The sequence below is a fragment of the Lysinibacillus sphaericus genome (genome assembly GCF_002982115.1).
GTDB classification, from domain to species: Bacteria; Bacillota; Bacilli; order Bacillales_A; family Planococcaceae; genus Lysinibacillus; species Lysinibacillus sphaericus.
Genome location: NZ_CP019980.1, coordinates 2987308 through 3000709, shown reverse-complemented (window position 1 = coordinate 3000709; position 13402 = coordinate 2987308). Strand labels below are relative to the sequence as shown.

Here is a 13402-nt window from a genome sequence, read left to right as displayed (position 1 = left end):
ATGAATATTTTTATACATGAATTGAAAACGTATCGAAAGTCTACAATTATTTGGTCGCTATCGTTAATTGCCATTATGATTATTTTTATGTCAATGTATTCTACATTTGCTGAAGATGCAAAGGGTTTTATGAAAATCGTTGAAAACTATCCAGAGGCGATCAGAAATGCAATGGGGTTTAATCAAGAAAATTTTTTTACTATTTTAGGATTCTATAGTTTCCCGTTATCGTTTATTACTCTTTGCGCAGCAATCCAGGCGATGAATCTCGGCACGTCCATTATCAATAAGGAAGTCCGTGAAAAAACAGCGGACTTTTTGCTAACGAAGCCTGTTACCCGTACAAAAATCTTGACAGCTAAATTATTAGCAGCCTTCGTTTCGATTGTCGTGACGAATATCTTTTATTTCGCTGCCGCTAGCTTTGTGGCATTACAAGTTCAGACTGATGATTTTAGCTTAAAAATTTTCTTGCTGCTTTCACTTACAATATTCTTTATTCAGCTGATATTCCTATCCTTAGGAATAATCATTTCCGTTATTGTCCAAAAGATTAAATCTGTGCTGACCGTCTCACTTGCTACCGTCTTTGCTTTTTACTTTGTCGGAATGTTCAGCGATACGACTGGTGATGAAGTGAAACGTTATTTTTCGCCGTTTAAATACTTCGACACCGCTTATATCATAAAGCATTCCAGCTATGAAACAACATTTTTAATTGCTGGTGCAGTGATTATTATTCTTGCAATTGCAACTAGTTATGTTGTCTATAGTAAGAAGGATATCCATGCGGTTTAAAAATGTTAACTTTACTTGTAGAAAGCGAAATGGAGGGGGTTCGGTAATGAATATATTTTTAAAAGAATTGAAGTCTCATCGAAAATCACTCATATTTTGGAGCATCGGTGTTTTCCTGATGGTGGCATCAGGAATGACTAAATATGAAGCGTATTCGTCATCGGGCCAATCGATAAATAAATTGATGGCAGATATGCCAAAATCGCTACGGGCTGTATTAGGTTTCAATGATTTGGATTTAACGAAAGCTAGCGGCTACTATGGTATGCTTTTTCTCTATTTAGTGTTAATGGCAACTATTCATGCAGTCATGCTCGGAGCGACCATTATTGCCAAAGAAGAGCGAGATAAAACATCTGAGTTTTTATTCGTTAAACCAGTATCTAGAAGTAAAGTTATTACAGCCAAGCTATTGGCTGCGTTGATAAATATTGTGATCTTCAATCTCGCAACATTCGTTTCGTCTATTATTCTTTTAGGGAAATACAGCGATGGCGAAGCGGTGAATAGTGAAATTGCAATCTTAATGGTAGCAATGTTCATTTTGCAGGTGTTGTTTATGGTTATTGGCAGTGCCACTGCTGCTGTAAAGAAGAAACCAAAAACGGCTGCATCAGTGGCTACTGGAATTCTCTTACTTATGTATATGTTATCAATGATTATTGATCTGAATGAGAGTATAAAAGGAATAAGATATTTTACACCATTTAAATATTTTGAAGCGAAAAATGTAATGTATGGCGGTGGGCTAGATGTAAGCTTTGTCGTAATCTCCCTAATATTGATTCTATCATTTTTGGTCATAACCTATGTTTATTATAAAAAAAGAGATTTGAATGTTTAGTTAAAAGACCATCATTTGCGGTCTTTTTTTCATGGGAAAAATCACAAAGATAGTTAACATTGCAAAAAAAACTATACTAGTGAATTTTCCGATGATTGCAGTTTCACTTTTTTTCCAAGATTTATACGATGTTAAATTTTTTGAATCTTTTCTCGTTCTTCTTTCGTACGTTAAAGTAGGAAAGGAAATGGAGGCTCATAGAAATGGAGAAAACGAAAAAAATGATGGTTGGTATATCAGCAACAGCCTTAACGTTAAGCTTAGCTGGTTGTGACACATCAACAAGTAGCTTACCATCAAAGCCAACAGATGAAAGCTGTAATGACTGGGATTGGTCAGAGGAAGAGGGCGTATGGCAATGTGATGAAAGTCGTTCAGGGCATTATGGAGCCTACTATTACGGGGGAAGCTATTATAATACCAAGTCAGCGTTAAAGAGTAGCAGCGACTACAAAAATTATAAAAGCAGTACCAGCTCTAAAGCAGGGCGATCCAGCTCAGGGTTTGGCAGTGGATTAAAAAGTTTCGGAGGATAAGAGAGGGCGAAAAATATGAATGTGTATTTAAATTTTTTATCATATCTAGGTGTATCTATTAGTTTATTAGTAATCGGTATGTTGCTATTTACGCTAAGTACACCAAAAATTAAAGAGTTCCAATTAATCGCGCAAAAAAATGTAAGTGCTGCGATGCTATTAGGTGGTAAAGTAATCGGCTTAGCCATCGTATTAGGGGCGGCTGTAGAGTATTCGATTTCATTAATAGATATGGTTATTTGGGGTGCAATCGGCATTGTAGCGCAAGTCGTTGTGTTTTTCATAGCAGAACTAATAACGATTCGTTTTAGCATTCAAAAAGCGATTAAAGAAGACAATCGAGCAGTTGGAACAATTTTATTATCGTTATCATTAGCAGTTGGTTGGATTGTTGCGAAATGTTTATCATATTAGTTTGAGGAGGGGTAGCTCTGAAGGAGTTAATTTATTATATTGATAAAGGAAATGGATATTTTGAGCCGTTTTTTGAATATATGGAACCCAATGTTGGCCTAGATGAATTTTATGCGCGACAGCTTTGTACATATTTTATCATGCAAGGTATACAATATGAGCTTATATCGAATGAGATGGAAGGGAATGTGGAAGTACTTGTATTAAGAGAGATGGGCCGTAATTTATCAGGTGAGGATGAGCGAAGCTTTCGTGAACGAGGCATACATATCGAATTTAGAATTCCAAATGAACGTGAAAATTATCCATTGCTCTTACGTATCCCTTGTGAGACACATACTGAAGTTATTCGCTATTTATTAAAGAATGTTGTAGATATTCCTAATATCGGACAAATGCTTGTTACTTCTACTGAAATTGACGAGGACCGTGGCGTTTATGTGATTTATGTAACGGAATTGAAAGTGAGCTGAATGGTTTCATGTATAAAAGCGAGCGCCAACAGTTTTATACGCAAATTGAACAGTTTTGGGCCGATTTATATGACGAGGAATATGCCCTTTATGATATGTATGAAATAACAGAGGAAGAAGTTGAAAAGATTCGGTTAGCAACGGAACGAACGGGTAAAATTTTTTTTAAAACGGCTCATTTATTACGCAACGTATCCAATGAGACATTACTTGAAATGGGTTATCCGGAAGAAACGCTCCATTTTCTTCGTTTAAAAACGATGGAGGTTGAAAGCGTAATTGCGCGCTTTGACTTTATTCCACATAACGGTAGCTATAAATGTATTGAAATGAATGCAGATACACCGACGTTTATTAAGGAATTATTTTTTGTCAACGAACGCATTTGTCATGCGTTCGCAATGGAAAATCCGAATGCTGATGCGGAGCAGGTTTTAAAAGATTTGATTCAGGAAAGCGTTAAACAAAATAAATGTTCTCAAAAAACACATATCGTCTTTACTGCGCATGAACAAAATATAGAAGACTACTATACAACGCTTTACTTAATGCAATTTATATCTGGAGCCAAATTTACGCCGTTGCATCAATTACAAATTCAAAGAGGTGTCGGGTTATTTGATGAGGAAGGGAAGCAAATCGATGTCCTGTATCGTCAAACGTTTCCGATTGAAAATTTAATTCTAGACGAGGATGAAGCACAAAATAAAATCGGCTTGTGGCTATTAGAGTTAGTTGAACAAAATTTGTTAACGATTATCAACCCACCCTCTGCTTTTTTACTACAAAACAAAGCGGTACAAGCTGTCATTTGGGGCTTGCACGAGGAAGGAAATGAATTTTTTTCTGCTGAAGAGCATGAGTGGATTGCCGATTATTTGTTACCTACCTATTTAGAAGAAAGCCCATTTATGGACAAAGGGCTGCGCTATGTAAAAAAACCTGTATTCGGTCGTGAAGGGGATACGATAGAGATTTATGAAGCAGATGGACATTTACTAAAGGCGGATGCACAAAAATCTTATCATCACTATACAAAGGTGTATCAGCAATATATCGAGCAACCAAAAACAACATTTCACAGTGAAAAAGGCAAACAAACAGGAGACATATTGGTTGGTAGCTTTTTAATTAGCGGAAAGCCAAGCGCAATTGGTTTACGCATCGGTGGAATGATTACAAACAATTTATCGTATTACTTGCCAATTGGAATAAAAAGTGAGAAGTTTGGGTTCTGAACGATTTTAAAAGAAGAGGAAGCAATGCACTTAAAGTAGTGTGAGTTGAATTCAACGGAAGTTCTCCTAAGCTAGCGAGAATAGAGAGTATCAAAGTCATGACGGCTCTGCCAGCCGGTCATGCGCACGTCTATTATGAATGAACTGAAAATCCACTCTTGAACGCAAATCGTCTTTAGTTTTATTCCATTTCGAAAGATATAAATAAGTAACTCCTAAAACCATTTTATATTCATTATAAACCTACTAACGTAACAGTATTTGGGAACGTTAGTAGGTTTATTTATGTAAATGTTATAAATCCTTAAAATTTAAGTACACGTTAGCCGAATCAGGAAAGAGGATATACAACAATCACGCCATTTTCTTGACGTTTATTTTTTATGGTTCACTAATTCCTACTGCAAGCAACAGAAAATAAACAAATACTAACACGGCACCATTTAACAAGATTCCTGTAATAATAAACGATAGTTTTTTAGATAAGATAGCAAAGATAATGCCTAGTACAGAAAGCACTGTAAACACATTTATACCCAAAGTTAAGTTTGCGTTAGGTCCTCTGATTATAAAGAAAAAAATGATACTTATTGCTACTGTCAAAACTGATAAAACGCCTAATATATTTTTGTTCAAAAATGTAACCCCCTTTAAATCAATAAGTTTATTAATTAAGCAGGCTTGTGTGAGGAGCACCTTCATGCATAGTATTCAATTACTTTATGAATTAAATATAACATTATTTACTTAATATAACGAATATTGGTTTTTATATTTACGTTGGGAACTACCCCAAACATCTAATATTTACAAGACGTGAGGAAGTCCAAAACCGCTATTAAAATCGTTAGTTAAACATGCTAGACGAGTGAAGGTATAGATTATTCATATTTATATTCGCAACGTTTTTTCGAAAATTATATTCACCATTGTGAAATGCCATAATTTTATTTAATCAATGTTGCGACATCGTTTTCTATTTCAAAAACTAAAAAATCATTATCTTCTTCTACAACTTCTTTTTCATATCTAAGTTCTTTATCAATCAGCATTTCAAAATAATTTGTTTCAACATTAAGTTCAAACACTGGACATTGGTCAAATCTGACATCGCCAATAAATATTGCTCTAATTTTTTTCATTTATAACTCTCCCTCAATACAATTTCAGTATCTGATTCTACTATTCATGTATTCGATAAACAGATGCACCAACAACTAACTATAATTTAGAACCACACCATGGACAGAATTCAATTGCTATACTTGAAGAACCGCCATCATGAATAATCAAACCGTATGTATTATCTTTATCCGAAAAAATGATTATTTTGTCAGGACAATCAAATGGATCGATATGCATGTCACATTTGAAATTTGCATGGTAATCCATATACTCACAACAATGTTGTTTCGTCATATTCAACCTCTTTTCCTAAAGTAAACGGACCCGATTTCGGCACACTTGGCGCCTTTATTGGATAGGTTCGTTTCAACACTGCAGAGTTCCAATCATTGTCTATTTTAATCGAAACGTTGCATAAGTGCGACGTAATCCATGAAAAGTGTGTGACAGGTACCATAGCTTAATTGAATGCAAAAACTTTATAGTCTGTACGGATTCATTTAGATACATGGTATGATTTCTCTTGAAATCAATTTCAGAGGTGTTGAAGTATGGATTATGGTCCGATTGAAACAGAAAATCTATATATTAAAAATACAAAATATGCTAATAAAGGTTGGTGATAATAAATGAAACATATATTTTTAGTTGAAGACGATTTGGAAATTGCGAAAAACCTCGCTCTTTTACTCCGCTCTGAAGGATTTACCATCACCCATGCTGCGACGCAAAAAGAAGCCATACTCATGCTTGCTGCGCAGAAATATGACTTGGCATTGCTTGATATTTCACTTCCTGATGGCAACGGCTTTGCAGTCTGTACGGATATCAAGCAAACTCAGAACATTCCAGTAATCTTTCTAACAGCTTCTGGCGATGAAGGCAGTGTTGTAACGGGGCTGAACATAGGGGCTGATGACTATGTTACTAAACCTTTTCGTCCACGTGAATTGATTGCTCGAATTGGAACAGCATTACGAAAAAACGGCCATTCTCCAGTTGTCTTTGAAATGCGGGACCTTCATGTTGATCCAACGAGTGGCGTTGTCAAAAAGGATGGGCAAGAAGTTTTTCTTTCTGCGCTTGAGTACCGATTACTATTAGTGTTTATAAATAACCCTAAAAGTATTATCACGCGCGACAGGCTATTGGACGAATTATGGGATGCATCCGGCGAGTTTGTAACGAACAATACCCTAACCGTCTATATAAAACGCCTAAGAGAAAAAATTGAGACAGAACCTGGCAACCCGCGATACATTTTAACTGTTCGTGGTACAGGTTATCGCCTAGGAGCTAGCCATGTTGCGGAATAGGGAGATTCGACAATTTACACTTTTATTTACCGGCATCACAATCATTACCGCCATTTTAGGCTTTACTATTCAGCCCGTAGCTGGCCTATTAATACTTTTTACTTGTGCTACATTTGGTACCTTATTTTTCCTATTTACAAAAGCGCATTATCAAAGGATTACACAAATTTCGGAGCAAATAAATTTAGTGCTGCATAATACAGATCATTTGTTTATTAGTAATGCAGAAGAAGGCGAACTGTCTATTTTACAAAATGAAATTACTAAAATGACGCTTCGCATACGAGAACAAAATGAAGCACTGAAAAAAGAGAAAATATATCTAGCTGATTCACTAGCCGATATTGCACACCAACTACGTACACCACTAACTTCAGCGAATTTGATTGTATCTTTACTGAAAAACAATCCAGAGGAACATGAGCGTAAAACGTTGCTATGGGATATTCAAAAATTATTTGTACAAATGGATTGGCTATTAACCTCTCTGTTAAAATTATCACGTTTAGATGCAGATATTGTAAATTTCAAAATGAAACCATTGGATGTCACAACCTTAATAAAGGATTCGCTTCATCCATTTCTTATGTCGATGGATTTACATAATATTACACCTCAAGTGAATACAGCGGACAGACTAGTTATTCATGGAGATTTCGGTTGGCTTTCAGAGGCCATTCAAAACATTTTAAAAAATTGCATAGAGAGTATAGGCAATAACGGGACGATTCAAATTGTTTGTCAGGAAAATATACTGTATACAGAAATCACCTTGCATGATAGTGGACCAGGTTTTAAAAAAGAAGATGTGCCCTACTTATTTGAACGATTTTACCGTGGGAAAAATACGAGCACGACAGGATATGGCATTGGCCTAGCGCTTTGCAAAACCATTATTACGCGCCAAGGGGGAACTATTAGTGCCAAAAATCATCCGCAAGGTGGCGCAATTTTTTCTATTCGTTTCCCAAAGTGACGAATCTCTCACTTTAGAGTCACGAGGATGTAAGTTAAAAATTCTATTATAAGGGTACAGCACAAAAGGAGGCTCACATAATGGAGTTTTTAAAAATTGAAAACTTATACAAAACATATGGGCAAGGTGAAAATCAAGTGACAGCATTGGACAATGTTTCACTTACGATAGAAAAAGGGGAATTTACTGCCATTATCGGTTCATCTGGCTCAGGTAAATCGACATTACTACATGCAATAGCTGGCGTAGATGTACCGACAAGCGGAAAAATTTACTTGAACGGACAAGATGTGTATGCTCAAAATCATGAAAAACTGGCAATTTTCCGTCGTCGAGAAGTTGGTCTGATTTATCAATTTCATAACCTTATTCCTACGTTAAATGTCGTAGAAAATATTACATTACCGATTTTGATGGATCGACGTAAAGTGAATGAAGAACGATTAATGGACTTATTAAACTTACTTGGCCTCGAAGACCGAAAAACCCATTTACCAAATCAACTATCAGGTGGTCAGCAGCAACGCGTTGCGATTGGACGTGCACTGATGAACGCGCCAGCCGTAATGTTAGCTGACGAACCTACAGGTAGTTTAGATAGCAAAAATGGGCATGAAATTATGCGTTTGTTAAAATCCAGCCACGAAAAATATCAGCAAACGCTGATTGTAGTCACGCACGATGAAAATATCGCCTTACAAGCGGATCGGATTATTTCCATGTCTGATGGCAAAGTTATTCGAGATGAGAAACGGGTGGCAAGATAATGAATATTTTCAATAAAGTCGCCTTGCAAAGTTTACTAAAAAACCGCACGCGAACGATTGTGACCATTATTGGCGTTATTTTATCTGCAGCGATGATTACAGGCGTTACGACCTTTGCGACATCCCTACAAAACTACATGATTAATGGCTCGATAATAAAATATGGCGATTGGCACGTTGGATTTTCTGATGTTGACGCTACATTTATCGAACAACAAAATGAAGATAATCGAATAGCCAATACCATTACCTTTGAAAACATTGGTTATGCCAAACTGGAGGGAGGTAAAAACGTCAACAAGCCGTATCTCTTTATTGCTGGCTTTGACCAAGACACGTATGCCCATTTACCAATAACACTTACTGCTGGTCGATACCCTAAAAATAACACGGAAATTCTCATTCCTTCGCACCTTAAGGAAAATGGGGGCGTGACGATTTCTGTAGGTAATACCCTTGCATTGAATGTTGGAAGACGTATAAGCGAGGATAAACAGCTCTCACAATATGACCCTTATCTTTCAACTAATCCAGAAAGCTTTGTAGCTGAGCGTAAGAAACACTATACAGTCGTTGGGACATTCAAACGACCTGGATTCGAAGAGGTAAAGGCACCTGGTTATACATTAATTACAACAACTAATGCTATGAAAAAAGCGAGTAGCTTTAGTACCTTTATTAAAATGAAAAGTCCTCGTAAAGTACATGATTATGCAGATGAATTCGCAACTGAACATCAATTTGTTACAAATGACAACGTGTTACGATTTATGGGTCTGTCAAATGATAAAATATTTAATCGTCTACTCTACTCAATTGGTGGCATGTTAGTTGCCTTAATTATGCTCGGTTCAGTTTTCCTTATATACAATGCCTTTTCCATTTCGTTAAACGAACGTATGCGACAATATGGAATTTTGATGTCAGTAGGTGCAACGGCAAAACAATTGCGAAATTCTGTATTATTTGAAGGACTATGTATTGGTGCTGTTGGTATACCAATCGGTGTGCTAGTTGGCATCCCAAGTATCAAAGGTGTTCTTTCTCTTGTGTCGAAAAATTTTGAAAATATTGCCTATGATAATGTACCATTAACTTTGACCGTTTCGATACCTATCATAATCGCCACAGTCGTTATTAGTTTGATGACCATTTTAATTTCAGCTTATATCCCAGCACGCAAAGCTGCTAATACTCCAGTTATGGCTTGTATTCGTCAAACAAATGAAATTAAAGTGGAATCAAAAGCCATTAATACGTCTAAATGGATGGAGCGTATTTACGGCTTAGAACGCACACTTGCGCTTAAAAACTTTAAACGAAACAAAAGACGATATCGCAGTATCGTCCTATCACTTATATTAAGTGTAGTGATGTTTGTATCGTCTAGCGCATTTAAAACAACGCTCCAGCAGGCTGCAGAGTCATCCGTTGTCAATACGGATTACGATATTATGTTCTTTAGTGAGAACATGAAAGAAAACGATTCATTTCAGCTATTTGACAAACTACAAAATGTAGATGGGGTTTATAAAGGCTCTTATCAATCCATGATGGAATATGCAAGTAAAATTAACTTACATGATTTCTCAGCAGACTACCGTCAAGCAGCAGGTTATGTTGAGCTCGATAAGACGATTGATGTACCGCTAGACATGCAGTTTTTAGAGGATAGTGTTTACCTAGATTTTATTAAAAGCTTAGGTTTAGATATAGCTGAATATACAGGGGAAAATGCGAAAGTCATTGCCGTTGCCAAAGTGAAAAATAAAACGGCTACTGCATCGGAAAAAGACAACATAATAGATATGTTTACAAAACAGTCGATGAATTTAGATATTACACCAAACGTAAATACTAGCGCAATCTTAAATGAAGAGCGAAATGTAACGATTACATTTGTCGATACGTATCCTGTCGATCCATTACCAAAGTTACCGTCTGAAGTAAGACCGTACACGTTTATGATTGTTGCACCATATCAATTAATCGATACATGGGCACTAGCTGATGTTCCGATGGATTGGGGCTTAACGTTCCTATCAAAGGATGCATCGCAGTCAGTTGATGAAATGAAAAAAATAATCGAATCGGAAGAAACCTCATACGAATATTCGATATACAATGCCAATGAAATATTTGACCAGAACCGCAATATTATCTTCATCATTGATTTGTTCACCATTGTTTTCGTCATAATGATGTCACTTATTGCAATCGCCAATGTGTTTAACACCATTTCTACGAATATTCGATTACGTAGACGAGAGCTTGCAATGCTTCGCTCAGTTGGTATGTCCAATCGTGATTTCAATAAGATGATGCGCTTTGAATGTGTTCTTTATGGGTTCCAAACATTACTATTTGGACTCCCTATTTCAGGTATTTTAGCTTGGCTAATCTATAAAGGGATGTTTATCGGTGGAGCGGAAGTTGCATTCACATTCCCTTGGAGCAGTATGGGCATTAGTGTACTGGGGGTATTCCTTGTCATATTTATTACAACAATGTACGCACTTCGCATAATTAAAAAAGAAAATATCGTCGATGCACTGCGTGATGATATGAATTAATTTTAAAACGTAGCGAATAGCTATAGACCTAAACGGCAGTTTTGAATCTTTCAGAACCGCCGTTTTTACTTTGGAAATCCGACTCTGTAACAATTTGTTGTCTAATAGTAGGGGAGAGACTATGGTGAAAATGACAATTGGCAACGATAAATGGTTGCACATAAACAATGGCATATCTTCCTATACTGCACAAAATTATGGCTATTCGTTCAAATATTCTACTGACATGGTCTCACACCCGTTGAAGTGAGCAAATTTTTTGAGACAATTGTTCAAAGCTGTACGCAATTGAGTTGTTTGCTTCACACCGTTCTCATACCAGATGTTTTTAACAACGAGTGTGCCAGTTTTTCTCTCCGCGATAATCTCAGCTCGTCCAATGAAGCGTTCGCCATATACGAGGGGGAGCACATAGTAGCCGAATTTTCGTTTGCTTACAGGTGTGTATATCTCCCACGTATAATCAAAGTTAAACAATGCGGTAATTAGTTTTCTGTCCCAAAGGAAATTATCGAGCGGCGCAATCAGCTCGCAACGCCATTTTGGTTCTGGATTTTGCAAAACCACTTCAATAAGCGGTAAATCCTCCGCAAGGCAATACAGCATATCCTTCATTTGATCCACAGTAATGGCAACAATACGATCTTCCTGCAATAGCTGGCTAAAAACCTCTTTGCGTTGTGCTGCTTTCAACCCCCAAATATTCAACCATGCATCTGACGCACGATTCCATAAGAGACCGACCGAGCCGATTCGACGTAGTACCCGCCACTTATAATGCGCAAGTTCATCAACTAGGGGCTCTGATGCAGTCAGCAGATTCGGCTGTATGTACTTCTTGGCTAAATCGTAATATTTACGGCTGCCCTTTTTATGATGGATAATCAACTCCCCCGTTGAATACATCTGTTCCAGTACTGAGCGAGATGGATTGTTTCCGCTACTCCAGTGAATGGCTGATTGCCAAGAGAAATCTCCATCCAATTTTAAATCATCCGAACTTAGTGCACCATGATTTTGGATATGAGCCCGTACTAGCGTTGTCAACGCTTCCATTTCGGGATAGCGTTTGGCATGTTGTCGGGCGGCTTCCCTATAGCGTTCAAAATACGGCCAGTCTTCAACAGTGATAATAGAGAGGTTCTTGTCGGGATAATCGACAAGGCTTCTTTCCACATACAGCAAATCGGCGAGCATTCCTTTAGTAAATTCTTTGATTCGGGACTGCAACACCAATTCGGCATTCTTTCCGCAAACATCGATGGGGTCGTATTGAATACAACCAGCTTGTCGAGTAAAGTCCAATACACCCCGTTTCCCGCTAAATTTATAGTCGTCCAAAAGTCCGTGTTTCAACAACAGAAATTGCCGTGCCTGGCGGTTTGTTAAGTGAATCATCTATGCACCTACCTCTAGTTTTAGTGTAATTCAGGAGAGTGGAGAACAAAAAACGAAACCGTGAAGTGAAATCTTTTTACGGATAGTCAGTGTAGCATGCTTCTTACAAAATAGCTTATTCTAATTTGGCATACTTGCAATGTTCCTTCTAGCTACTGCAAATGCCATTAAAACATCATCCCTAATACTTCCAAACTTCTTCTCTTAGCACCATTTCTGTTTTATTATACAGAATACAGTGAAAATAAACAAACGTATGTTCCGTTTGGTGGATGAGTGAGAAAAGACCAAATAATGTACTATCCTTTTGTTTTTTACCATAGGAAATGTGATTTTATATATGGAATTCTAAAAGAGATAGATTTTTAATAGAGTAAATTGCTGTAAAAATCGTTTGTAAAAAATAAAAAATCAATATACAAAATTGTTGAAATATAAAGAAAAATCAATTATTTTATAAATAAATTAAAACTCTCATTGTTCAGTCTATTGTTTGATGTTACTTAATAAAGATTTTTGAGAACGAAATTTTAGAGATGGAGGTTATTATGAAAAGATGGATAGTAATTCTGATTTGTTTATTCATAAGTGGTTGTGCCGGTTTAGGAGATTATAGTATTAACTTATCTGGGAATTATTCACTTTTGCGAACTTCAAGTCATAATATTACGATTGCACCTAAAAGTAAGAATGGTGAAGGAATGTGGGATGAGAATGTTATTCCTGCAAAAGTTGTAGAAGTTGGTTGGAATAAAGATTACATAATTGCAAAACAGCAGGCTTACCCTAATGAAGAGTATTTTTACTGGATTTTAAATGTTAAAGATGAATATGTAGAAGGACCTTTTATTCTTAATGACTTTCAAAAAAAAATAAAAGAGTATGATATTACTAACTTAGAATTGAAATTGGTAGAAGATATACAATAATTAAATATAAACATG

15 protein-coding genes are annotated in these 13402 nt (G+C 36.5%); 11 read left to right on the top strand and 4 right to left on the bottom strand.

Translation table 11 applies throughout. The features are described 5' to 3' along the window. From LS41612_RS15140 to LS41612_RS15115, 6 genes are all read left to right on the top strand, one after another. Positions 1–798: an ABC transporter permease subunit gene (locus LS41612_RS15140; protein ID WP_024363314.1), complete on the top strand. Its 798-nt coding sequence runs from the start codon at positions 1–3 to the stop codon at positions 796–798. 46 nt (positions 799–844) lie between these two features. Continuing rightward, positions 845–1642, top strand: a complete 798-nt coding sequence (locus LS41612_RS15135; protein WP_024363315.1) for a DUF2705 family protein — start codon at positions 845–847, stop codon at positions 1640–1642. Between the two features lie 203 nt (positions 1643–1845). Next, a complete protein-coding gene (locus LS41612_RS15130; RefSeq protein ID WP_024363316.1) occupies positions 1846–2178 on the top strand; it encodes a hypothetical protein in 333 nt (110 codons plus the stop codon). Positions 2179–2193: 15 nt separating this feature from the next. Next, a complete protein-coding gene (locus LS41612_RS15125; RefSeq protein WP_024363317.1) occupies positions 2194–2592 on the top strand; it encodes a DUF350 domain-containing protein in 399 nt (132 codons plus the stop codon). 188 nt (positions 2593–2780) lie between these two features. Beyond that, the gene (locus LS41612_RS23545) at positions 2781–3065 is read left to right on the top strand and encodes a hypothetical protein (RefSeq protein ID WP_233433802.1); all 285 of its coding nucleotides are present in this window, start codon (positions 2781–2783) and stop codon (positions 3063–3065) included. An 8-nt stretch (positions 3066–3073) separates the two neighbouring features. Continuing rightward, a complete protein-coding gene (locus LS41612_RS15115; RefSeq protein WP_029747295.1) occupies positions 3074–4303 on the top strand; it encodes a glutathionylspermidine synthase family protein in 1230 nt (409 codons plus the stop codon). A 381-nt stretch (positions 4304–4684) separates the two neighbouring features. Here the strand turns inward: LS41612_RS15115 and LS41612_RS15110 are convergent, their stop codons facing one another. From LS41612_RS15110 to LS41612_RS15100, 3 genes are all read right to left on the bottom strand, one after another. Continuing rightward, positions 4685–4939, bottom strand: coding sequence for a hypothetical protein (locus LS41612_RS15110; RefSeq protein WP_024363320.1), 255 nt, complete (start codon positions 4937–4939; stop codon positions 4685–4687). Positions 4940–5250: 311 nt separating this feature from the next. Further along, positions 5251–5445, bottom strand: a complete 195-nt coding sequence (locus LS41612_RS15105; RefSeq protein WP_024363321.1) for a hypothetical protein — start codon at positions 5443–5445, stop codon at positions 5251–5253. 79 nt (positions 5446–5524) lie between these two features. Beyond that, positions 5525–5722, bottom strand: coding sequence for a DUF6980 family protein (locus tag LS41612_RS15100; RefSeq protein ID WP_024363322.1), 198 nt, complete (start codon positions 5720–5722; stop codon positions 5525–5527). Between the two features lie 335 nt (positions 5723–6057). On the opposite strand from LS41612_RS15100, the gene LS41612_RS15095 reads away from it, so the two are divergent. The 4 genes from LS41612_RS15095 to LS41612_RS15080 all read left to right on the top strand — a co-directional run bounded on the left by LS41612_RS15095 (position 6058) and on the right by LS41612_RS15080 (position 11060). Then, positions 6058–6744 carry a response regulator transcription factor gene (locus LS41612_RS15095; RefSeq protein ID WP_024363323.1) on the top strand — a complete coding sequence of 229 codons (687 nt, stop codon included), beginning with the start codon at positions 6058–6060 and terminating at the stop codon, positions 6742–6744. Next, complete coding sequence (locus LS41612_RS15090; RefSeq protein ID WP_024363324.1) at positions 6731–7720, top strand: sensor histidine kinase; 990 nt, start codon at positions 6731–6733, stop codon at positions 7718–7720. Before LS41612_RS15095 ends, LS41612_RS15090 begins: the two co-directional genes overlap by 14 nt. 80 nt (positions 7721–7800) lie before the next feature. Continuing rightward, positions 7801–8487 carry an ABC transporter ATP-binding protein gene (locus LS41612_RS15085; RefSeq protein ID WP_024363325.1) on the top strand — a complete coding sequence of 229 codons (687 nt, stop codon included), beginning with the start codon at positions 7801–7803 and terminating at the stop codon, positions 8485–8487. Beyond that, entirely contained in the window at positions 8487–11060 is a 2574-nt protein-coding gene (locus LS41612_RS15080) for an ABC transporter permease (RefSeq protein WP_024363326.1), read from the top strand. The genes LS41612_RS15085 and LS41612_RS15080 overlap by 1 nt, the downstream gene beginning before the upstream one ends. A 201-nt stretch (positions 11061–11261) precedes the next feature. On the opposite strand, the gene LS41612_RS15075 is transcribed toward LS41612_RS15080, so the two are convergent. Next, entirely contained in the window at positions 11262–12458 is a 1197-nt protein-coding gene (locus LS41612_RS15075) for a winged helix-turn-helix domain-containing protein (RefSeq protein WP_024363327.1), read from the bottom strand. A 548-nt stretch (positions 12459–13006) separates the two neighbouring features. Here LS41612_RS15075 and LS41612_RS15070 point away from each other — a divergent pair. Next, positions 13007–13387, top strand: coding sequence for a DUF3997 domain-containing protein (locus LS41612_RS15070; RefSeq protein WP_024363328.1), 381 nt, complete (start codon positions 13007–13009; stop codon positions 13385–13387). Positions 13388–13402: the final 15 nt, after the last annotated feature.

Bases quoted from the DNA above. Each gene is read 5' to 3' on its own strand.
- LS41612_RS15115 (WP_029747295.1), top strand. From the start codon at position 3,074: ATGTATAAAAGCGAGCGCCAACAGTTTTATACGCAAATTGAACAGTTT.
- LS41612_RS15135 (WP_024363315.1), top strand. From the start codon at position 845: ATGAATATATTTTTAAAAGAATTGAAGTCTCATCGAAAATCACTCATA.
- LS41612_RS15070 (WP_024363328.1), top strand. From the start codon at position 13,007: ATGAAAAGATGGATAGTAATTCTGATTTGTTTATTCATAAGTGGTTGT.
- LS41612_RS15075 (WP_024363327.1), bottom strand. From the start codon at position 12,458: ATGATTCACTTAACAAACCGCCAGGCACGGCAATTTCTGTTGTTGAAA.
- LS41612_RS15080 (WP_024363326.1), top strand. From the start codon at position 8,487: ATGAATATTTTCAATAAAGTCGCCTTGCAAAGTTTACTAAAAAACCGC.
- LS41612_RS15100 (WP_024363322.1), bottom strand. From the start codon at position 5,722: ATGACGAAACAACATTGTTGTGAGTATATGGATTACCATGCAAATTTC.
- LS41612_RS15095 (WP_024363323.1), top strand. From the start codon at position 6,058: ATGAAACATATATTTTTAGTTGAAGACGATTTGGAAATTGCGAAAAAC.
- LS41612_RS15140 (WP_024363314.1), top strand. From the start codon at position 1: ATGAATATTTTTATACATGAATTGAAAACGTATCGAAAGTCTACAATT.
- LS41612_RS15085 (WP_024363325.1), top strand. From the start codon at position 7,801: ATGGAGTTTTTAAAAATTGAAAACTTATACAAAACATATGGGCAAGGT.
- LS41612_RS15105 (WP_024363321.1), bottom strand. From the start codon at position 5,445: ATGAAAAAAATTAGAGCAATATTTATTGGCGATGTCAGATTTGACCAA.
- LS41612_RS15090 (WP_024363324.1), top strand. From the start codon at position 6,731: ATGTTGCGGAATAGGGAGATTCGACAATTTACACTTTTATTTACCGGC.
- LS41612_RS15130 (WP_024363316.1), top strand. From the start codon at position 1,846: ATGGAGAAAACGAAAAAAATGATGGTTGGTATATCAGCAACAGCCTTA.
- LS41612_RS15125 (WP_024363317.1), top strand. From the start codon at position 2,194: ATGAATGTGTATTTAAATTTTTTATCATATCTAGGTGTATCTATTAGT.